The organism is Sulfitobacter sp. JL08, from assembly GCF_003352045.1.
Lineage (GTDB): Bacteria > Pseudomonadota > Alphaproteobacteria > Rhodobacterales > Rhodobacteraceae > JL08.
This window is the reverse complement of the sequence record NZ_CP025815.1, coordinates 1,638,581-1,659,089: the sequence shown is the minus strand read 5'-3', so window position 1 is coordinate 1,659,089 and position 20,509 is coordinate 1,638,581. Positions and strand designations below refer to the sequence as shown.

Below are 20,509 nucleotides of genomic sequence, written 5' to 3'. Positions count from 1 at the left end.
CTACCAGATCTGGCTGAAACCCACAGGCGCATCAGACGGCAGCACATCGGACCGTCCGGCGGCCTGAACCGACAAACCGGTGGCAAGATCACGCACAAGAGCCAGACCTGATTTCAGTTCGGCATTGGAAAACGATGTCAGGACGGCCATTGCATCGGTACCAGATCCGGCAGCCGTGGCTGTTTCAGCCACGCGCAAATGTGACTTCGTCAGCTCCGACAGGCCGGTTTCGCGTCTGACAAAAGCCTGATGCACGGGGGCAATCGTTTCCTTGCCGATCAACTGCATCAGGTACATCAGGCGTTTGCTTTCCTGAAACGCACCCACTGTCGTCTCGGCCATTTGTGGCACCGATGAAACCGTATCAACGCCACCACTGACTGCTTTACGCATGTCCATGAACCGGTGGGATTCGCCGGTTGTCAGATAACGGTGTGGCCCGTATTCCGGCGGGATCGCATCCTGACCCAGAAACACAGGTGAAAACGGCGCGGCCAGCGCACCACACGCAGCGTGCCAAATCAGAACAAGGCCCGGATCGGTTGCGGGTAGAAGCGGCACCACCTGCCCGTACCCTGCCGTATCACCGGTCAGTTTTTCTGTTCTGACGGCCCAGATCATATCGTCCAGCCCGATTCTCTCGGGCCGGGCCGCGCGGGCCTGCATCTGTTCTTCGATCCATTCGATACCGGCCCAGCGGCCCTTGCCATCGCCGTAAATCGCGTTGGCATCAAACCTGCCGTCCTGATACCAGCCCTGATCGCGCGCGAAGCTGACGAAATTTGGCGAATAGAGAAAATCAGGATGTCCCGGTTCGTCTACAGGAACCTCAAGCACATAGCCGGGGCGCGCGGCGCGGATACTGTCCGCCCCCAACCGTTCCGCCACCCAAAGCCCCTGCCCGCCAGCGAACTGGATCATCACCCAGGCCTCCTCGCTATCGGCAAAGATGTGAGAGTTGCCCCCGTAAGTCGCCTCGCCATGGCTGGCGATCAGGGCGGCGCAAAGCTGAACCGCGCCGCGCGCGCTGGTGGCGCTTTCCAATGCGCACCGCGCAAGATCGCTATAGTTCAGCCCCGCCTGATCCTTTGGCGTCACATCGCGCAATTCGGCCCGAGACGTGGACCAGACATCGCGCACCGCCACGCCCGCTTCGTTCACTCCGCCGTTGGTGATCGGCGCAGGCACACCCAGATAGTAGGAATAGCTGACCCGCATATGACGCAGTGCATGGCCGGTGCGGGGCACCGTTATTCTGCGTCCGGGCATATCGGCATCAGGGCCAACACCGGCCTCGAACGTCGTGCCCGTTGCATGATCGGCGGCGGGCACGATCTCCAGCCAGTGCGAGGATGGTTCATCGCCATACCCGGCAAGCCATGCGTGGCCTGTCCGGCTGTGGTTCTTGCCGACATAGAGGGCGTAGCTCATGCTGGTTCTCCGGTCTTCGTGGTTATGCTGTAGGGTGGGTCAGCAGATTGCGATCCGATAGCACCAAATCGACCGGCTTGCACAGCTTATCGCCCGATGAATTCGGCCCGCTTTTCGCCAAGCGCGGCGCACAGAAAATCAACAAACAGCCGCACACGGCGCACCCGCTGAAGATCGCCATGCAGCAGGACCCATGTTGATCTGCTGGTGTCAAACGCAGTTCCGGGCACGCGCTGCAATTCGGGAAACCGGGCCTGAACCCATGCCGCCAGCACTGTCATTCCGGCCCCCGCACGCGCCATCTGCAAATGCATGGCAGGATCGGGAATGTTATGGCGGATGCGCGCCTTGGGGAACGGCGAATTGCGAATATGTTCAAGAAGCTCAGGCACTTCGCCGTAACCGATCCAGGTCAGCCCCTGCCCTTGCGGACCGGCGACGGGAAGCATGCGATCCAGATAATCAGCAGCCGCATAGGTGCCGATGGCCAGCGGAAAAAGCTTGCGCCCCACTACATCGTCTTCGACCTTGCGGGTATGGCGGATCGATACGTCAGTTTCCAGCCGCGCGATGGACGTGATGCCATATGACAGGTTCAGGTCGATTTCGATTTCCGGATAAAGCAGCGCAAATTCAGCCAAAACAGGTGCCAGCAGATAATGGGCCGTCATCGGATCCGCCGCCACGCGAATGCGCCCTGCCGCCTCTCGGTCAAGCCCTTGCACAGCGTTGAACCCTTTAAGCAGCGCCGCCTCGGCCTCCAGCGCCTGAGGCAACAGCGCACGCCCCGACTCGGTCAGGCGCAGGCCTACGGTTCCGCGCCGGAACAACTGCGTTCCAAGCCGCGCTTCCAGCGCTTCGATCTGGCGTCGGATCGTGGCGTGGGTGCCCTAGGATTGTTCCGCCGCGCCGCGCAGCGATCCGGCACGGGCTACAGCCAGAAAGGCGGGAAGCGATTTCCAATCCATCATGGTGGAACGATTTTGAACCGCATTGGGCAAGAATTGTCAATATTCAGACCCAAATTGATACACTAGATCACCGGTATCAAATGCACGATTTCACGGAGATACCGATATGTCTGCCACCCTGAGAGCCTGGAGCATCAGAAGATACGGAAAGCCCGACCAGCTTGAACCCGTCGAGCGCCCGATGCCAGCGCCCGGCCCGACCGAAATCCTGATCCGGATCCACGCCTCGGCCGTCACCCGTGCTGACGGGATGATGCGGGCGGGACAACCGCGCTTTGCCCGCGCGTTTCTAGGTCTGCGTCGCCCCCGTAATAATCTGAGCGGCACGGGCCTGTCCGGCGAAGTAATCTCAATCGGAACCGGCGTAAGCCGTTTTGCAGCGGGCGATGCGGTTTTCGGCGAGGCCGGAATGCGCTTTGGGGCCAATGCCACCCACATATGTCTGGATGAAAACGGTGTTCTGATGAAAAAGCCGGCCAGCCTGCCGCATGAAGACGCTGCGGTGATGTGTGACGGCCCGCTGACCTCGTTGCACTTTCTGCAAACGGTTGCGTCCTTGCAAGCGGGTAAACGGGTGCTGATCCTGGGGGGATCGGGCAGCCTGGGCAGTGCAGGCGTGCAGATCGCTGCCGCGATGGGGGCAACTGTCACGGCCACGACCAGTGCGCGCAATACGGGCCTTGTTGCCGATCTGGGGGCCCATCACGTCATTGATTATAAACAGCAAGAGCCGCTGAGAGGAAACGCGGAATATGACGTGATTTTTGACACGCTGGGCGTCACCTCGTTCAGTCACGCGCCCAACAGCCTTGCACAAGGTGGCCGATACATCTGCCCGGTTCTGTCGTTGAATCTGCTGGGGGCAATGGTGCAAACGTCTGCGTTCGGGTCGCGCAAGGCACGTTTTTCGGCGGCCGGGCTTCAGAAACCTGAATATCTGCGCGGGCTTCTTGAACAGCTGACAGACATGAGCGGAAACCACACACTCGCCCCCGTCTTTGACCGGATTTATCCGCTGGACGATCTGGTTGCCGCACATCAGCACATGGAAACCGGGCACAAGCGCGGGAACATCGTGGTGGTCTGAGGAATTGCGCCCGAGTTCGCATCCAAACGGCAGGATCGGGATTCTTAACCGGGCCAGACGGCAAACTGCCTATCCGATGTCGTCCAGTTGGCAGATCATTTCCGGCCCGCCGGGCGGGGTAAACATCGCCTCGTCACCTTTTGTCCACAGCATTGCAGGCCCATCCACCCAGATATCGCTTTCGTATCTGGCACCAGATGCGTCAGGTACGGCTGGCAGCACAATGGCGTTTTCCAGCCATTTCAACGTGACAAGAGGCGTTTCTGCGTTGATGAACACGGCACTGAGGCCGGCGTTCAGATCGGGGCAATCAAAGGCAACGGGGCCAAGTGAAACACCCTGATCATCGGCACCGCGGGAGGCGGCATACCCTTCGCGGATTTCATGGATGCGCATCGCGTAAGCGTTGGCAACGCAGGTTTCCATCGGCAGATCGGATGTCCAGCAGGCATCGCGCCCCTTGATCCAGCCGCGTTGCATCGCTTTCAATTCGGCCTGACGATCCGCGCCAAGCGCTGAATCATTCAGCGCCAGCCGGTACAGGCGGTCAAGTTCGACATCAAGTTCCGCCAGCATGTCACTGGCACAAATGGCCTTTTCGGCACTGCTGTCCGCCTTGGCACAGTCAAAGGCCGGCGTTGCGGACAGGGCAACCCCCGGCGCAACGAAAGATATCAGAGCAATCCAGAAACTGGTGCGAATGTGGTGAGTTGCCATTTTGCGTGCCTTATAAGATACCCGAATGCGCCTCAGCCTAGCGGCGCTTTGCGCGCCCTGCAATCGTTGCACAGGTCACGATTTCGCATAGGTCAGGCCAGCGACGGCAACCACAAAACGATACTGGGGAAAGCAACCAGCAGCGCGATGGTCACACCATCGGCAATGAAGAACGGCGTGACGCCTTTGAACACGTCCTGAACGCTCAGATCGTCGCGCACCCCCGCCACCACAAAGCAGTTTAGCCCGATGGGCGGGGTGATCAGACAGAATTCGGCCATCTTGACCACCAGTATCCCGAACCAGATCGCGCACATCGGCCCCGACATGCCAAAGGCACTGTCTGCCGCGCTGACAAATTCGCCACCGTTCAGCGCCATGACCGCCGGATAGACAACCGGCAGAGTCAACAACAGCATGCCGATGGCATCCATGAACATGCCCAGCACCGCATAGGCCAGCAATATGCACACCAGAATCAGCATCGGCGAAACGGTCAGCGATGATATCCAGTCGGCAAAAGCCGAAGGCAATTCAGCGAAACCCAGAAACCGTACGTAGATCAGAACGCCCCAGATGATGGTAAAAATCATCACTGTCAGTTTCGCGGTTTCCAGCAGGGCCGATTTAAGCTCGGTCCAGCGCATGCCATGAAACAAGGCCATGCAAAACACGATAAACGCGCCAACCGCCCCGCCTTCGGTGGGGGTGCCCCACGCATCGCCAAAGGGGTTGTAGACAAAGAAGATGATGATCACGACAACGGCCACGATCGGCAATGCAGGGGGCAGCGACAGGAACCGCTCTTTCCAGGTGAACCCGCGCACCGGCGGACCGACCGATTTGAACACCACGGCAATGCCGATGATCAGGATCGCATAGACCACGGCGGAAAACACACCCGGTATGAAACCGGCCAGCAGCAATTTCCCGACATCCTGTTCCACGATAATGGCATAAATCACCAGGATCGCCGAAGGCGGGATAAGCGAGGCAAGCGTGCCCCCCGCGGCGACGACACCGGCGGCGAATTGTTTGTTATAGCCGATTTTCAGCATTTCGGGGATGGCAATGCGCGCGAACACCGCCGCCGTGGCCACCGATGCGCCCGACACGGCGGCAAAGCCGGCCGTGGCGAACACCGTAGACACCGCCAACCCGCCCGGCACCCATGCGATCCAACGTTTTGCCGCCTCGAACAGGGCGCGGGTCAGGCCCGCATAATAGGCAAGATATCCGATCAGGATAAAGGTCGGGATCAGCGACAGTGCCTGCGAGGACACTTTGGAATGGGGCACCTGCCCCGCGGTCTTGATGCCAACGGTCAGCGCCCAGCCCAGATGTTCCATCCCGAAATCGCGTTTCGCCCAGAAAATCAGGACCAACCCGACCAGCCCCGCAAGACCGGCGGCAAAGGCCACCCGCATGCCCAGCACCACCATCACCAACATGCCGCCGGACACCCACAGCCCAAGTTCGATTGGTTCCATGTGCCTAGTCCCGCCCGTCCAGCTGTTCGGCCTCGGCGCGGGCCTGGGTTGCGATATCCTGGATCAGCGGCACCGCCACCGGGCTGTCCAGCCCCAGAACCAGCGCGCGCCCGTAGCCCCATAATTGCAGGACCAGACGCAGGCACAGAACCGAAAACGCAACCGGTGCCAGCAGTTTCGCAGGCCAGATCGGGATGCCGATGTCGATCGAACTGTCACGGCTCCACAATGGGGCGGAGAAATCGAAACTGCGCTGGAAATGGGCCCAGCTGCCCCAGACCAGCGCGATCATCAGCACCAGCATCAGAATGATCGAAATGCATTCGGCCGCCCAAAGCGCACGCCCCTTCAGCCGTCCGATCAGGATATCCATGCGGATATGCCCGCCGTCACGCTGGGTATAGGCGATGCCCATAAAGGCAATCAGCGGCATGATCTGTTCGATCCAGTCCACATATCCCGCCAATGGCGCATTGAAAAACTTGCGCCCGCCCACGGAATAGACGGCCAGAAACATCAGGGAAAACACAGCCAGTCCGCTGATCAGGGCAAACTGGCGTTCCAGATGGTGAAGGCTGCGATCCCAGCGGCTGAGCCGGCTGTCATCGACAAGCACAGCAGAAGTTCCGGCCATGCGGGCGTCCTTTGGTTCGGGAAAAAGGGATCAAGGACAGCGGGCGACCCCAAACAAGGCCGCCCGCGTGATTGATCAGTTGGACATTTGCGCCTGTTTCAGCGTCGACATCACAAGATCATAAAGCTCTTGTGCGGGCAGACCCTGCGCGCTCATGTCGGCCAGCCACTGTTCGCGGATCGGATCGGCGGCAGCAGCGCGGAATTCGGCGATCACATCATCCGCGATCACAACTTTTTCCACTTCCTTTTCGGCCAGAACCGCTTCCCAACGTTCCAGCAACTCGGCGTAGTTCGCCAGATAGTGTTCAATCGCCTCGTCAACCGAACTGTCCAGCGCGGCGCGATGTTCGTCGCTCAGCGCGGCATAAGCATCGGTGTTGACCACGACCGGGCAGTTGACGGTGCCGGGGTTCAGGTTGGCTGTCCACCAGTCGGCTTCGTTGATCGTGCCAAAGGACAGGTGCGCGTGCTGGGCAAAGGCAACAGTATCGACAACACCGCTGGCCATCGCGTTGAAGGCCTCTGTTGCGGGTACCGATGTTGGCACACCGCCGACGCTTTCGAAGGCCTTACCGATGCCACCGGTGGCGCGTACGCGCATGCCGTCAAACGCATCCAGTGTGGTGCGCGGATCGCCGGTGCCGACGATATTGTATTGCGGCATGGGCGAAGTCATCAGCAGCTTTGCGTTCCAACGTGCCAGATCGGCCTGCACGGCGGGATGCGCATAGACCGCGTGGCTGACCGCCACTTCTTCTTCCAGCGTGTTCACGCCCAGAAACGGCAGTTCCAGCACCGTGATGGTCGGATTCTTGTCTGCATGATACCCGGCACAGAATTGTGCCATTTCGATCGCGCCAATTGAAATCCCGTCCAGATTCTCGCGCGGTTTGCTAAGCCCGCCGTAACTGACGTTCATGGTGAATTCGCCATTGGTCTTTTCGCTGACCAGTTCAGCCAGTTTTTCAACATGCTCGGTAAACGCACGTCTTTTGCCCCAGACCGAAACATTCCATTCCGTCGCTGCCGCTTCGGAAATAAAAGAAACACTCACAGCCGCCGCAACGGCTCCGGTTAACATCTTGTTCATGTAATTCTCTCCCTTTGTGCACCCCTCTCTTCGGGGCACTTGAGGTAAACCTAACCGGAGGAGCACCGGGTGCCAACCCTTGAGGCGCAAACCGTCCATCTGGCCCGCGCCCTCACGGGCAAATTGCGTCCGTAGCCAAAGGACGCATCACCGACGTATCAGGACTGCGCGGCGGTGTGGGGTTATCCCGTATTTTTGGCAAAAAGAAGTGTTGGCGGAGTACAGTTTGCCCACCCCGCATATCAAAGCCGCTAGCCTGCTTGCGCGGCTTCGGACAGAACCGGGGGCGTATCAAAGCCGTTGCGCCACATCACAAGGGCCATGACCGGGTGATCATGGGTTTCCATCGCGTGCGGCTGATTGCTGGCATGAAAACAGGTGTCACCGGCGCGCAGAACCTCGGGCGATGCACCCTCGCGCATGAACTCGGCCTCGCCTGCGATAACCAGATACATCTCTTCCGCAGGGTGATGGTGCCAGGGGTAATGCAGATGCGCGGGCATATAGACGACCCATGCAAACATCTGTGCGCTGATATAGGCGCCATCCTTGCCGATCAGGCAATAGCAGCCAAAGCGGTCCATGAAATGTTTGCCGATGCCGGTGCCTTTGTAGGTTTCGCGCCATGTGGCCACCGGCCCTGCCGCGACAAAGGCATCGCGCAACCCTGCGTAACGATCTGAAAACAGACCGGTTTCGCGCGCTAGGTAGTCCGCGCAAGGGGCATGGAACGGCACCACGGCTTGCGGCGTCACGTCATCGGGAAAGGCGCAAAAATCCTGTGTTTGCGGGTGGGACAGGAGGGCGGCGCGCGCTTGCTTTAGCAGTGTTTCGAAATGCGGGTCTGTCACGGGATCACCACGATATTGCCGACATGGGCCTTGTCAATGAACGCCTGCTGGGCCGCATGCAGATCGTGCAGCGGATAGGTCGCCCCCAGAACGGGGCGAATTTCGCCGCGTTCGATATAGCTGACCAGATCTTTAAAGACATGCGGCGGCAGAACGGTAGAGCCGGTAAACGTCAGATCCCGCAGATAAAGCGTACGCAGGTCCAGATCCACAACCGGACCGGCGATCGCGCCGGAACAGGTATAGCGCCCGCCGCGTTCCAGAACGTCGATCAGAGTGCCGAAATAAGGCCCACCAACAATGTCCGCTACCACCGACACGCTGTCCTGTCCGATGGCCGAGCCAAGGGCCACGCGAAGGTTTTCAGGGTTACGTGGCAAAAGGGCGTCTGCCCCGAGAGGCGCAAGCGCGCTGTGTTTGTTTTCAGAGGCCAGCGCCACAACCCGCGCGCCCCGCCGTTTGGCCAGCTGGATCAGCGCCGAGCCGACGCCCCCCGATGCACCGGTGACAAGCACACTGTCCCCGTCCCCGACGCCGGCACGGTTCAGCATGCCTTCGGCTGTGGAATAGGAACATGGAAACGTCGCCAGTTCGGCATCGGATAACGGGCTGTGCACAGGCGCTACGTTGCGAAAATCGACGCAAGTGAACTGGGCAAAGCCACCGTCCCGCTCGGACCCGAAATAACCGGTTTTGGTCTTGTCCAGCGGATCATCCCAGTCGCGCAGCCAGCAATCGACCATGACACGTTTGCCCATCAGCGCGGGATCGGCCTCGCTGCCGGTGGCCACGACAATGCCCACGGTATCTGCGCCCTGAATGCGCGGAAATCCGATCGGGGCACCGCCCCAGGACGGATCGGCATCATCCAGACTGTCATAGGCTCCGCCCGTCGTGGCCTCGGTCACAGCCTTGGAATACCAGCCCGTGCGCGTGTTCACATCGGTGTTGTTAAGCCCGCAGGCGCCGACGCGGATCAGAACATCTGTCGGGCCGACATGCGGCACCGGCCAGTCCGTCTTCCATTGCAGAACATCCATATCCCCGTGCGCACTCAGCACCATAGCGTTCATGGTTTCGGGGATTGTCATGATGCGCCCTCCTGTTGCGGTATCCGGTCTGGCCGGGCTTGCGTGATGCAACCGGCGACCGTTCTGCCGTTGACGATCAGAAAAGGCGGTTTTCTTCGTATCCGTATGTCTGTGCGCGACGGCGATTGACAAGGTGACGACTTTTTTTGCCGGTTTGGTGCGTTTTTGTCTTGCGGCGCGGGGCACAGCGCGGCCCATTGGCGGGGTGGGCCTGCGCTTTTCAGCGGCGGGCAAAGCGGAATACGGAAAAGGGGCAACATGGACGAAGATCTGTTTTTGAAGGGGCTGGAGCGTCGCAAGGCAACGCTGGGTGCTGAATATGTGGAAAAGAATCTGGCGGCGGCGGATGAGTTCACCCGCCCCTTTCAGGAAGCGATGACCGCATGGTGCTGGGGTTTTGGCTGGGGTGATGATGCAATTGATGCGAAAACCCGCAGCCTGATGAACCTGTCGATGATCGGGGCGCTGGGCAAGATGAACGAATGGGAAATCCATTGCCGCGGTGCGATCACCAACGGGGTCACGGCCGAAGAAATCCGCGCCACGGTACATGTGGTAGCGATCTATTGCGGGGTGCCGCAGGGGCTGGAGTGTTTTCGGGTGGCGCGCAAAGTGCTGGAAGAAAAAAACATGCTTTAGGGGACGGCGGCAAAGGCGCGGGTTTGCAAATGTGTCGCCCGCACATGCCACGCCGAAACAATATGTCACACCTGATTTCGCGCGCCCAAGTCAGCATAAAGGGCGCAATCCGGAGCCTTTACCGGTCTGACCATTACGGCAATTTACAACCTATCGCCGCGAAATATAGGCTTTTTCCTGTTTCTTCGCGACGGATTTACAGCCAAAACACGGCGCGGGGAAAAAACTTTACACCGAAAACGTTGTTTTCCCGAGGCTTATTCCTTTCTTTTCAGTTGCGGCTATGATCACCGCAACACCGGTTCGGAACGGGGCGCATTCAGGGCAGGAGGAGGCCCGCGCCGCAAGAACGATCCGGCGCACCATGCCACATTCGGGAGGATCCAAGATGACCGAGCATAACACCACCGCATCTGCCAGCGGCAAAACCCACGCGCCTTCGGCGGATATCGTCAAAAACGCCCTAATCGATGAAGCGAAATATGATGCGCTTTATGCGGCGTCGATCAAGGACCCTGATGCATTCTGGGGCGAACAGGGACAGCGTGTGGACTGGATCAAACCCTATTCCACCGTCAGGGATGTGACCTATGACTACGGCAAGGTCGCGATCAACTGGTACGCAGACGGCACACTGAATGTATCGGCCAACTGCATCGACCGCCATCTTGAAACGCGCGGCGACCAGACGGCGATCATCTGGGAACCCGACAGCCCCGAAGAAGACGCCAAGCACATCACCTACAAGGAATTGCATCGTAACACCTGCAAGATGGCCAACATTCTGGAGAGCCTTGGCGTGCGCAAGGGGGATCGCGTGGTGATCTACCTGCCGATGATCCCCGAGGCAGCCTATGCCATGCTGGCCTGTGCCCGGGTCGGTGCAATCCACTCCATTGTGTTCGCAGGGTTTTCACCCGATGCGCTGGGCGCGCGTGTGAACGGATCGGACGCCAAGGTGGTGATCACCGCCGATTACGCCCCGCGCGGTGGGCGCCAGACACCACTGAAATCCAATGCCGATGCGGCGCTGCTGCACTGCAAGGACAGTGTAAAATGTCTGGTGGTGAAACGCACCGGCGGACAGACCACATGGACGTCGCGTGATTATGATTACAACGAAATGGCGCTTGAGGCGGACGAGTATTGCGCACCCGCCGAAATGAACGCCGAAGACCCGCTGTTCATTCTTTATACATCCGGATCGACAGGCCAGCCCAAAGGGGTTGTCCACACGACAGGCGGTTATCTGGTCTATGCCAGCATGACGCATGAATACGTCTTTGATTACCATGACGGCGATGTGTTCTGGTGCACCGCCGATGTGGGTTGGGTGACAGGACACAGCTATATCGTTTATGGCCCGCTGGCCAATGGCGCGACCACGATCATGTTTGAGGGTGTGCCGACTTATCCTGATGCCAGCCGGTTCTGGCAAGTGTGCGAAAAGCACAAGGTGAACCAGTTCTACACGGCCCCCACCGCTATTCGCGCGCTGATGGCCCACGGCGATGAGCCGGTGAAGAAATGTGATCTGAGCGATCTGCGCATTCTGGGCACCGTGGGCGAGCCGATCAATCCCGAGGCGTGGAACTGGTATGATCAGGTGGTTGGCGGCGGGCGGTGCCCGATCGTGGACACATGGTGGCAAACCGAAACCGGCGGTCATTTGCTGACCCCACTGCCCGGCGCGCATGCGACCAAACCCGGTTCGGCGATGAAACCGTTTTTCGGCATTGAACCGGTGATCCTTGACCCGCAATCCGGTGTCGAAATCCATTCCAACCCCGCCGAAGGTGTGCTGTGTCTGAAAACAAGCTGGCCGGGGCAGATGCGCACCGTCTGGGGCGATCACGACCGGTTCCAGCAAACTTATTTCAGCGACTATAAAGGCTACTATTTCACTGGGGACGGGGCAAAACGGGACGCCGATGGCGATTACTGGATCACGGGACGCGTCGATGACGTGATCAACGTTTCGGGCCACCGCATGGGCACCGCCGAAGTGGAAAGCGCGCTGGTGGCGCACGCCAAGGTCGCCGAGGCCGCTGTGGTCGGGTATCCGCACGACATCAAGGGACAAGGCATTTATTGCTATGTCACGCTGATGAACGGCGAAACCCCGTCAGACGATTTGCGCAAGGAATTGCGCAACTGGGTCCGTACCGAGATTGGCCCGATCGCCAGCCCCGATGTGATCCAGTGGGCGCCGGGCCTGCCGAAAACGCGTTCGGGCAAGATCATGCGCCGGATCCTTCGCAAGATCGCTGAGAACGATTTTGGCAGTCTGGGGGATACATCGACACTGGCCGACCCGTCGGTGGTGGATGATCTGATCGAAAACCGGGGGAATTCCTGATGTCCGTGACAACGCAAACGCAAGCCGCCGTTCTGATCCTGCTGGGCCCGCCCGGTGCCGGAAAGGGCACACAGGCCCGCATGCTGGAAGAGAAATTCGGCCTTGTGCAACTGTCCACCGGTGATCTGCTGCGCGCGGCCGTGGCCGCGGGTACGCCAGCAGGCAAGGCGGCAAAGGCGGTGATGGAAGCGGGTGAACTGGTCAGCGACCAGATCGTGATCGATATCCTGCGCGACAGGCTGGCCGAACCCGATTGCGCCAAGGGCGTGATCCTTGACGGTTTCCCCCGCACGACCGTACAGGCGCAGGCGCTTGATGCGCTGCTGGCGGAAAGCGGGCAGAAAATCAACGCAGCCATCAGCCTTGAGGTCGACGATGCGGCGATGGTGACGCGGATATCGGGGCGCTTTACCTGCGGTGGATGCGGCGAAGGCTATCACGATACGTTCAAGCCAACTGCCGAAAAGGGCAAATGCGATAAATGCGGCAGCACGGATATGAAACGCCGTGCGGATGACAACGCCGAAACCGTCGCCTCGCGGCTTGAGGCGTATCACGCACAGACCGCACCGCTGATCAGTTATTACGACGCCAAAGGCGCGTTGCAAAAAATTGACGCGATGGGGGATATCAACGATATCGCGTCGCGCTTGCAGGCGATGGTGGCCAGGGCCACCGGCTGAACCCAGCGCTTCGGGCCAAGGGAATGGCGCGCGGGTCATGGACAACGCGCGCCAAGCGTGGCACCTGATGCAAAATTCTTCAGGCGGTTCACCTTATGGCTTCTTCCTTTGTTCCCGGCCCCGACACGTTTCGCGATTATCGCGATGTTCTGGGCTGTTTCGGATCCGGCGTGACCATCGTTACCGTGGCAACACCGGACGGGCCGATGGCGATGACGGCGAATTCGTTCTCGTCCGTTTCGCTGGACCCGCCGCTGGTGTTGTGGTCGGTGGCCAAATCATCGCGCCGCTATCAGCCGTTTTTTGAAGCGCCCCATTTCGCGATTCACGTTCTGGATGATACCCAGCAAGATGTGGCACTGCATTTCGCGGCCCATGGCAACGGGTTTGACCGGTTTTGCTGGGCGCATAATGATGACGGCGTACCGGTGTTGCAGGACCGTCTGGCACTGTTTGAATGCCGCACCTTCGGACGGCACGATGCGGGTGATCATACGATCATGGTCGGGCAGGTGTTACGCGCCGCGCGCGGCACCGGGGCGGGTCTTGCCTTTGATCAGCGCCGCTATGGGCGGTTCCAGCCGTTTGAAGCGGACTGACCGCGACCCATCCGAAAAAAGGACACGTACCCGCAATGCGCCCCAGCCTGAAACAACTTGAAGCGTTGATCTGGGTGGCTGATCTGGGCAGTTTTCGCAAGGCGGCTGACCGGCTGAACACGACACAGCCCAACATTTCGGCGCGTATTGCCGGGCTTGAAACACTGCTGGGCGTGCGTCTGATGGAACGCGATGCGGGATCGGTGCGTCTGACGGCCAAGGGGCAGGATGTACTGGGCCACGCGCGTCAGGTTCTGAACGCGACACAGGCGCTGGTGCAATCGGCAAGCGAAGCCGCGCTTTTTGACGGGACGCTGCGGCTGGGTGTGACGGAAATGATCGTGCACACATGGCTGCCCGATTTTCTGGGTCAGTTGAAAACACGGTTTCCGACGATTCAGGTGGAACTGACTGTCGACATGGCGGTCAGTCTTGAAAAACAGCTGGCCGAACGCACGCTGGATCTGGCCCTGCAGAACGCCCCGTTCCACCGCGCGGTCAGCGGAGAAATTCCGCTGGGCACCTACCCGTTGATCTGGGTTGCGGCCCCGTCGCTGGGCTTGCAGGATCTTGATCCCGTCAGGCTGGACGATCTGGCGCGCCATCCGGTCCTGACCCACGGGCGCGACACACCGCTATATGCGCAGACCGCCGCGCATTTCGGGCAACAACGCGATGTGCCTGTACGGCTGGTTCCATCCAGTTCGCTGACGGCCTGCCTGCACATGGCTGTCAACGCGATGGGCATCGTCACCGTTCCGGCCGCAATGGTCCTTGATGAAATCGCGGGCGGGGCGCTGGTTGCCGTGCCCTATGGCTGGACCCCCGAGCCGTTACAGTTCTATGCCCGCTATGATGCGCAAAAGGCGATGGATTTCGTGCAGACCGCCGCGCAGCTAGCCCGCAAGGTCGCGGCCGAGTTCAACGCAGCCCACGGTATCTGAGTATAAAATTTTGTGATCTTTATTATCCAATTAAATAGTTGGAACCTATATTAAACTTGTGTCTACTCTGCCGCGGAACTGTTTTTCGGGAAAAGGGCTGCTGGGCATGGATGCATCTTTGATACGGCTGGGCGTGGATATCGGCGGCACATTCACCGACGTTGTGCTTGAGCGGGGCGCAGAGCAGTTTTCAACCAAGGTGCTGACCACCTATGGCGCACCCGAAGATGCCATTCTGGATGGCACCGCACAGGTCTGCGCCAAGGCGGGAATTGATCCGTCCCGGATCGGGCAGATCATTCATGGCACCACACTGGCCACCAATGCGCTGATCGAACGGCGCGGCGCGCGCACCGCCCTGATCACCACGCAGGGGTTTCGCGACGTGATCGAAATGCGCACGGAATCCCGCTTTGAACAATATGATCTGAATATGGTGCTGCCCGACCCGCTGCTGCCGCGCCAGAACCGGTTTACGCTGCGCGAACGGATCAGCGCCAAAGGCAAGGTGCTGATCCCGCTGGAGCGCGCCGAGATCGAGGCACTGGCCGAAGATATCCGCACCGCACGCTTTGACAGTGTCGCCGTGGGGCTGATCCATTCCTATCTGAACGACATCCACGAACGCATGGTGCGCGATGTGCTGGCGGAAATGTTGCCGGATGTGATGGTTTCGCTGTCCTGCGAAGTGTCGCCGCAGATGCGCGAATATGAAAGGTTCAACACCACGGTCGCCAACGCCTACATCAAGCCGCTGATGAAAAGCTATCTGGGCCGGCTTGAGGGACGATTGGCCGAGGCCGGTGTGCGCTGTCCGATTTTCCTGATGCATTCCGGCGGCGGCATTATCTCGATCGAGAGCTCGGCGGAATTTCCGGTTCGGCTGGTTGAATCCGGCCCCGCGGGCGGCGCTGTTTTTGCCGCCAACATCGCGGCGCGTTATGGGCTGGACAAGGTACTGTCCTTCGACATGGGCGGCACAACGGCCAAGATTTGTCTGATCAAGAACCAGACCCCGAAAACCGCGCGGGTGTTCGAGGTGGCGCGTACCTACCGGTTCAAAAAGGGATCGGGCATGCCGATTTCCATTCCGGTCATCGATATGGTTGAAATCGGTGCCGGTGGCGGATCACTGGCCCATGTTGACGCGATGCGCCAGATCCGCGTCGGCCCCGAAAGTGCCGGATCCGAACCCGGCCCGGCCTGTTACGGGCGCGGCGGTACACGCCCCGCCGTCACCGATGCCGATCTGGTTCTGGGTAAACTTGACGCGGACAATTTCGCCGGTGGCAGCATCCCGCTGCACACCGACCAGTCGCGCCGCGCGCTGGAAACCAAATTGGGCAAGCCGCTGGATATGGACGCGCAAACCGCCGCGTTCGGTCTGGCCGAAGTTGTCGATGAAAACATGGCCAACGCCGCGCGCGTGCACGCCGTAGAAAACGGCGAGGACCTGTCCGGATATACCATGATCGCCTTTGGCGGGGCGGCCCCGCTGCATGCCGGGCGGTTGTGCGAAAAACTGGGCGTTGACCGTCTTTTGGTGCCCGAAGGGGCCGGTGTCGGATCGGCCATCGGGTTCCTGCGCGCCCCTTTCAGCTTCGAGGCGACGCGCAGCCTTTATATGAAACTGTCGGATTTCGAGGCGGACACGATCCGCGATGTATTGGCCGATTTGCAGCGCGAGGCCACGGCCTTTGTGCGGTCCTGTGATGCGAATTCCGATATTCAGGCCGAATTCAAGGCCTATATGCGCTATACCGGTCAGGGCTGGGAAATTCCGGTTGTGCTGACGCCGGAGCAGGCCGCAAATCCGGACATGTCAACATTCCAGCGCCTGTTTGAAGAAGACTATGCCAACCTGTTTGGCCGCGTTGTAGAGGGTATGGATGTTGAAATGACCGTTTGGGCCGTGAACGCCACAACGCCGCCTGCCCCCGTGTCGCCCGTAACCGAAGCCAGCGGAACGGGCAGTGCCGCAATATCCGGCACGCGCGACGTGTTCGACCCTGCCCTTGCCCGTGCGGTCAGCGCGCAGATTGTGGCGCGCAATGCCCTGAAAACAGGGGATGTGGTGCACGGCCCCGCCGTGATCACCGAAGACGAAACGACCATTGTTGTTCCGTCCAGCCGGATGGCGCTGGCCCAACCCGACGGCTGTATCGATGTGATCCTAAAACCTGCAGGAGAAACAGCATGACAACTGCCCCGAACCCGTCTGCCGTCGCCCATCAGGTGATGTGGAACCGCCTGATTTCGGTTGTTGAAGAACAGGCGCAAGCACTTGTGCGCACAGCGTTTTCCACATCCGTTCGCGAAGCGGGCGATCTGTCGGCGGGCGTCTATGACACGCAGGGGCGCATGTTGGCGCAGGCCGTGACCGGCACACCGGGCCATGTCAACGCAATGGCCGACGCGGTGGCGCATTTCATCCGCCGGATCGGGCCCGACAACATCTTCGAAGGCGATGTTTACATCACCAACGATCCCTGGGAAGGCACCGGCCATCTGCACGACATCACGGTTGTGACGCCGTCCTTTCACAACGGACAGCATGTCGGATTTTTCGGATGCACGGCGCATATCGTCGATATCGGCGGGCGCGGATTCGGGGCCGATGCCAACAGCATCTACGAAGAAGGCCTGTACCTGCCGATCATGAAATTCGCCGAACGCGGTGTCGTGGATAAAACCCTGATCCGGATCGTGCGCGGCAACGTGCGCGAACCTGATCAACTGGTGGGCGACATCTATGCACTGGCCACCTGCAACGAAATCGGCCAGCGCCGGCTAAGCGAGATGATGGCCGAATTCAGTCTGGACAGTCTGGATGGCATCGCTGCTTTCATTCTGGACAATTCACGCCGCGCCACGCTGGAACGTATCGCCGCCCTGCCCCGCAAATCGGCCACAGGCGCGATGCGGATTGATGGCTATGACACACCGATTGATCTGGTGGTGCGGCTTGATATCGAACAGGACCGGATATTGTGCGACTTCACTGGAACATCGGGTTTGGACAAGAAAGGCATCAACGTGCCCCTTGTTTATACCAAGGCTTACGCATGTTATGCGCTGAAATGTGCAATTGCGCCAGAGATCCCGAACAATGCCGCATCGCTGGAGCCCTTCCAGATCACCGCGCCGGTCGACACGATCGTGAACGCAGTGCATCCCGCGCCCGTGGCTTTACGTCACGTGATCGGCCATATGATCCCCGATACGGTTTATGACGCGCTGGACAAGCTGCTGCCCGATCTGGTGCCCGCCGAAGGGGCCGGAACGCTGTGTAACTTTCAGGTGTCGCTGCGCCCGCGCACCGATGCCCCTGCCCCGCCCGATGCCGTGCGTGCCGAAGTGCTGGCCTTTAACTCCGGCGGATCAGGCGCGCGCCCGGTGGTGGACGGGCTGAACGCCACCGCGTTTCCGTCCGGGGTGATGACAATGCCGATTGAGGCGACCGAACATACCGGCCCGGTGATCATCTGGCGCAAGGAATTGCGCCCCGACAGCGGTGGGGCCGGCCAGTTTCGCGGCGGTCTGGGCCAATATATGGAAGTCGGCGCCGCCGAGGGCCACGAATACGATTTTTCGGCGATGTTCGACCGCGTGAACCACCCCGCACGCGGACGCCAGGGCGGCGAAAACGGCGCGCCGACGACAATCGCGCAGGATGATGGCACCCCGATGAAGGGCAAGGGCAAACAGCCCGTTGCCCATGGCCGGCGCGTAATGCTCGCCTTTCCGGGCGGTGCCGGGTACGGGCCTGTGCAAAAACGTGATCCGGCACTTGTGCGGCGCGATCTGGCGCGGAGCTATATTTCGGCGCAGTCTGCGCGGGACGACTACGGGCTGAGCGATGCGGAAATCAAGCAGGTGTTGCACGCTGTAAAAACAGGAGAGGATGTGACATGACCAACTGGCAGACGCCCAAGGCCACATCTTATGACGTGGTGATCGTGGGTGGTGCGATGTACGGATCGTCGGTGGCGTGGTTCCTGGCCAGCAACCCCGATTTTGACGGCCGTATTCTGGTGGTTGAGCGCGACCCCAGCTATGAATTCACCTCGACCTCGCACACCAACAGTTGCATCCGCCAGCAATTCAGCCGCGAGATCAACGTGCGGGTGTCGCAGTTCGGGGTCGAATTCATCAAGAATTTCCGCCACTTCATGGGCGATGACCCGCGCGTGCCGGATATTACGCTGCACAGTTTCGGATACATGTATCTGGCTGACACCACAGAATTTGCCAACACCCTTCGCGAAGCGCAACACTTGCAGGCCGCCTGCGGCGCGGGCACGAAACACATGACCCGTGATGAAATTGCGCGCGATTATCCGTTCTATCAGCTGGACGACATCATTGCTGCCAATCACAACCTGATCGACGAAGGTTATTTCGACGGCAATACCATGTTTGACTGGTGGAAACGGTCGGCGCGGGAAAAGGGCGTGGAATACCTGACCAACGAAGTGGTCGCGATGAGCCTGAACGCGACCGGCACGCAAGTGGACAGCGTCACGCTGGCTTCGGGGGATGTGGTGACGTGCGGAACCGTGATCAACGCATCCGGCCCGCGTGCGGTGCGCACATCGCGCATGGCACGCATCGAATTGCCGGTTGAACCGCGCAAACGCTATACGTTCATCTTTGCTGCCGAAACGCCGCTTGACCGTGATCTGCCGCTGACCATTGACCCCAGCGGCGTACACATGCGCACCGACGGGGCCTATTACATGGCCGGATGTCCACCGGATGAAGATTTCGCCGTGGATTACGACGATTTCACGATGGATCACAGCATCTGGGAGAACAAGGTCTGGCCCGCAGTCGCCAACCGCGTGCCCCAGTTCGAGGCGATCAAGCTGGTCAATTCCTGGGTCGGGCATTACGCCTATAACACGCTCGATCAGAACGCGATCATCGGGCCGCACACCAAGGTGCGCAACTTTGTCTTCGTCAACGGATTTTCCGGCCACGGGTTTCAGCAATCGCCTGCGATGGGGCGTGGCACGGCAGAACGGATCATTTATGGTGAATATCGCACGCTTGATTTGACACCGTTCCAGTATGACCGCATCGAAAAGGGCGAACCCTTTGACGAAAAGGCCGTGATATGAAGCTGGCACCCAACCCGTTTACCCACGCGATCCGGTCCGAGCAGAAACAGATCGGGCTGTGGATCAGCCTGGCCAACCCGTTTGCCGCCGAAGTGGTTGCCCCGTCGGGATTTGACTGGGTTCTGCTGGACATGGAACATTCGCCTTCTGAATTCACGTCAATCCTTGGCCAGTTGCAGGTGTTTGCCGCCTATCCCACCACGGCCATCGTGCGCCCCGACTGGAACGATCCGGTCAAGGTCAAACGGCTGCTTGATATGGGCGCGCCCGGCCTGTTGTTTCCGATGGTGCAGGATGTGCAACAGGCCCAACAGGCGGTGGCGGCCACACGCTATCCGCCGCGCGGCATCCGCGGGGTTGGTGGCACCACACGCGGTAACAAGTTCGGCCGCATCGGTGATTATTTCAGCGGAATCGAAAACGAAACAACTGTGATCGTGCAGGTTGAAACACTGTCGGCCCTGCAACAGGCCGAAGCGATCGGCGCGGTTGACGGCGTGAACGGCGTCTTTTTCGGCCCCGCCGACATTGCCGCCGATATGGGCCTTCTGGGCCAGCACATGTCCCCGCCCGTGTGGGAGGCGATCTGGCCCGTGGCCCGCAAACTGATTGCGCAGGGCGTGCCGGTGGGCACGCTGGTTTCAGACGCGGGGTTTGCCCGTCAGTTGCTGGCTGACGGGTTTACCTTTGTGGCATGCGGCAGCGATATCGGTCTGCTGGGCAAAGGTGCGGATGCCTTGCTGGCGCAGGTCAAAGACGAAACGCCCTGAACGGGCAGGAAACGAATTGAAGAACGGA

General features: G+C 59.9%; 18 protein-coding genes. 10 read left to right on the top strand and 8 right to left on the bottom strand.

What is annotated here, in order from left to right; translation table 11 throughout:
* Window positions 1-1,431, bottom strand: a complete 1,431-nt coding sequence (locus tag C1J05_RS08235; RefSeq protein WP_114869832.1) for a C69 family dipeptidase — start codon at window positions 1,429-1,431, stop codon at window positions 1-3.
* A gap of 86 nt (window positions 1,432-1,517) precedes the next feature.
* Entirely contained in the window at window positions 1,518-2,306 is a 789-nt protein-coding gene (locus C1J05_RS08230) for a LysR family transcriptional regulator (protein ID WP_302622795.1), read from the bottom strand.
* A 202-nt stretch (window positions 2,307-2,508) separates the two neighbouring features.
* Here C1J05_RS08230 and C1J05_RS08225 point away from each other — a divergent pair, with 202 nt between their 5' ends.
* The gene (locus C1J05_RS08225) at window positions 2,509-3,489 is read left to right on the top strand and encodes an NAD(P)-dependent alcohol dehydrogenase (RefSeq protein WP_114869831.1); all 981 of its coding nucleotides are present in this window, start codon (window positions 2,509-2,511) and stop codon (window positions 3,487-3,489) included.
* A gap of 69 nt (window positions 3,490-3,558) precedes the next feature.
* Here the strand turns inward: C1J05_RS08225 and C1J05_RS08220 are convergent, their stop codons facing one another.
* The 6 genes from C1J05_RS08220 to C1J05_RS08195 all read right to left on the bottom strand — a co-directional run bounded on the left by C1J05_RS08220 (window position 3,559) and on the right by C1J05_RS08195 (window position 9,364).
* Window positions 3,559-4,206 carry an MliC family protein gene (locus C1J05_RS08220; protein WP_114869830.1) on the bottom strand — a complete coding sequence of 216 codons (648 nt, stop codon included), beginning with the start codon at window positions 4,204-4,206 and terminating at the stop codon, window positions 3,559-3,561.
* A 92-nt stretch (window positions 4,207-4,298) separates the two neighbouring features.
* Complete coding sequence (locus C1J05_RS08215; protein ID WP_114869829.1) at window positions 4,299-5,696, bottom strand: TRAP transporter large permease; 1,398 nt, start codon at window positions 5,694-5,696, stop codon at window positions 4,299-4,301.
* A gap of 4 nt (window positions 5,697-5,700) precedes the next feature.
* Entirely contained in the window at window positions 5,701-6,330 is a 630-nt protein-coding gene (locus tag C1J05_RS08210) for a TRAP transporter small permease subunit (RefSeq protein ID WP_114869828.1), read from the bottom strand.
* A 75-nt stretch (window positions 6,331-6,405) separates the two neighbouring features.
* Window positions 6,406-7,422, bottom strand: coding sequence for a C4-dicarboxylate TRAP transporter substrate-binding protein (locus C1J05_RS08205; protein ID WP_114869827.1), 1,017 nt, complete (start codon window positions 7,420-7,422; stop codon window positions 6,406-6,408).
* Between the two features lie 251 nt (window positions 7,423-7,673).
* Entirely contained in the window at window positions 7,674-8,273 is a 600-nt protein-coding gene (locus C1J05_RS08200) for a dimethylsulfonioproprionate lyase family protein (RefSeq protein WP_114869826.1), read from the bottom strand.
* Window positions 8,270-9,364: an alcohol dehydrogenase family protein gene (locus tag C1J05_RS08195; RefSeq protein WP_162797960.1), complete on the bottom strand. Its 1,095-nt coding sequence runs from the start codon at window positions 9,362-9,364 to the stop codon at window positions 8,270-8,272. Before C1J05_RS08195 ends, C1J05_RS08200 begins: the two co-directional genes overlap by 4 nt.
* Before the next feature lie 258 nt (window positions 9,365-9,622).
* On the opposite strand from C1J05_RS08195, the gene C1J05_RS08190 reads away from it, so the two are divergent.
* The 9 genes from C1J05_RS08190 to C1J05_RS08150 all read left to right on the top strand — a co-directional run bounded on the left by C1J05_RS08190 (window position 9,623) and on the right by C1J05_RS08150 (window position 20,481).
* Window positions 9,623-10,003 carry a carboxymuconolactone decarboxylase family protein gene (locus C1J05_RS08190; RefSeq protein WP_114869825.1) on the top strand — a complete coding sequence of 127 codons (381 nt, stop codon included), beginning with the start codon at window positions 9,623-9,625 and terminating at the stop codon, window positions 10,001-10,003.
* Between the two features lie 388 nt (window positions 10,004-10,391).
* Window positions 10,392-12,362, top strand: coding sequence for an acetate--CoA ligase (acs, locus tag C1J05_RS08185; protein WP_114872199.1), 1,971 nt, complete (start codon window positions 10,392-10,394; stop codon window positions 12,360-12,362).
* On the top strand, window positions 12,362-13,045 hold the full coding sequence (locus tag C1J05_RS08180; protein ID WP_114869824.1) for an adenylate kinase: 684 nt from the start codon (window positions 12,362-12,364) through the stop codon (window positions 13,043-13,045). The genes acs and C1J05_RS08180 overlap by 1 nt, the downstream gene beginning before the upstream one ends.
* Window positions 13,046-13,140: 95 nt before the next feature.
* Window positions 13,141-13,644, top strand: a complete 504-nt coding sequence (locus tag C1J05_RS08175; RefSeq protein ID WP_114869823.1) for a flavin reductase family protein — start codon at window positions 13,141-13,143, stop codon at window positions 13,642-13,644.
* 35 nt (window positions 13,645-13,679) lie between these two features.
* On the top strand, window positions 13,680-14,588 hold the full coding sequence (locus C1J05_RS08170; protein ID WP_114869822.1) for a LysR family transcriptional regulator: 909 nt from the start codon (window positions 13,680-13,682) through the stop codon (window positions 14,586-14,588).
* A 106-nt stretch (window positions 14,589-14,694) separates the two neighbouring features.
* Window positions 14,695-16,788 carry a hydantoinase/oxoprolinase family protein gene (locus C1J05_RS08165; protein WP_114869821.1) on the top strand — a complete coding sequence of 698 codons (2,094 nt, stop codon included), beginning with the start codon at window positions 14,695-14,697 and terminating at the stop codon, window positions 16,786-16,788.
* Window positions 16,785-18,503: a hydantoinase B/oxoprolinase family protein gene (locus C1J05_RS08160; RefSeq protein ID WP_114869820.1), complete on the top strand. Its 1,719-nt coding sequence runs from the start codon at window positions 16,785-16,787 to the stop codon at window positions 18,501-18,503. The genes C1J05_RS08165 and C1J05_RS08160 overlap by 4 nt, the downstream gene beginning before the upstream one ends.
* Window positions 18,500-19,711 (top strand): NAD(P)/FAD-dependent oxidoreductase, encoded by a 1,212-nt coding sequence (locus C1J05_RS08155; protein WP_114869819.1) that lies wholly within the window; start codon window positions 18,500-18,502, stop codon window positions 19,709-19,711. The genes C1J05_RS08160 and C1J05_RS08155 overlap by 4 nt, the downstream gene beginning before the upstream one ends.
* Complete coding sequence (locus tag C1J05_RS08150; protein WP_114869818.1) at window positions 19,708-20,481, top strand: HpcH/HpaI aldolase family protein; 774 nt, start codon at window positions 19,708-19,710, stop codon at window positions 20,479-20,481. Before C1J05_RS08155 ends, C1J05_RS08150 begins: the two co-directional genes overlap by 4 nt.
* Window positions 20,482-20,509: the final 28 nt, after the last annotated feature.

Excerpts from the sequence above, each read along its gene's own strand:
- C1J05_RS08235 (WP_114869832.1), bottom strand. The coding sequence starts at position 1,431 with ATGAGCTACGCCCTCTATGTCGGCAAGAACCACAGCCGGACAGGCCAC.
- C1J05_RS08225 (WP_114869831.1), top strand. The coding sequence starts at position 2,509 with ATGTCTGCCACCCTGAGAGCCTGGAGCATCAGAAGATACGGAAAGCCC.
- C1J05_RS08220 (WP_114869830.1), bottom strand. The coding sequence starts at position 4,206 with ATGGCAACTCACCACATTCGCACCAGTTTCTGGATTGCTCTGATATCT.
- C1J05_RS08215 (WP_114869829.1), bottom strand. The coding sequence starts at position 5,696 with ATGGAACCAATCGAACTTGGGCTGTGGGTGTCCGGCGGCATGTTGGTG.
- C1J05_RS08210 (WP_114869828.1), bottom strand. The coding sequence starts at position 6,330 with ATGGCCGGAACTTCTGCTGTGCTTGTCGATGACAGCCGGCTCAGCCGC.
- C1J05_RS08205 (WP_114869827.1), bottom strand. The coding sequence starts at position 7,422 with ATGAACAAGATGTTAACCGGAGCCGTTGCGGCGGCTGTGAGTGTTTCT.
- C1J05_RS08195 (WP_162797960.1), bottom strand. The coding sequence starts at position 9,364 with ATGACAATCCCCGAAACCATGAACGCTATGGTGCTGAGTGCGCACGGG.
- C1J05_RS08190 (WP_114869825.1), top strand. The coding sequence starts at position 9,623 with ATGGACGAAGATCTGTTTTTGAAGGGGCTGGAGCGTCGCAAGGCAACG.
- acs (WP_114872199.1), top strand. The coding sequence starts at position 10,392 with ATGACCGAGCATAACACCACCGCATCTGCCAGCGGCAAAACCCACGCG.
- C1J05_RS08180 (WP_114869824.1), top strand. The coding sequence starts at position 12,362 with ATGTCCGTGACAACGCAAACGCAAGCCGCCGTTCTGATCCTGCTGGGC.
- C1J05_RS08175 (WP_114869823.1), top strand. The coding sequence starts at position 13,141 with ATGGCTTCTTCCTTTGTTCCCGGCCCCGACACGTTTCGCGATTATCGC.
- C1J05_RS08170 (WP_114869822.1), top strand. The coding sequence starts at position 13,680 with ATGCGCCCCAGCCTGAAACAACTTGAAGCGTTGATCTGGGTGGCTGAT.
- C1J05_RS08165 (WP_114869821.1), top strand. The coding sequence starts at position 14,695 with ATGGATGCATCTTTGATACGGCTGGGCGTGGATATCGGCGGCACATTC.
- C1J05_RS08160 (WP_114869820.1), top strand. The coding sequence starts at position 16,785 with ATGACAACTGCCCCGAACCCGTCTGCCGTCGCCCATCAGGTGATGTGG.
- C1J05_RS08155 (WP_114869819.1), top strand. The coding sequence starts at position 18,500 with ATGACCAACTGGCAGACGCCCAAGGCCACATCTTATGACGTGGTGATC.
- C1J05_RS08150 (WP_114869818.1), top strand. The coding sequence starts at position 19,708 with ATGAAGCTGGCACCCAACCCGTTTACCCACGCGATCCGGTCCGAGCAG.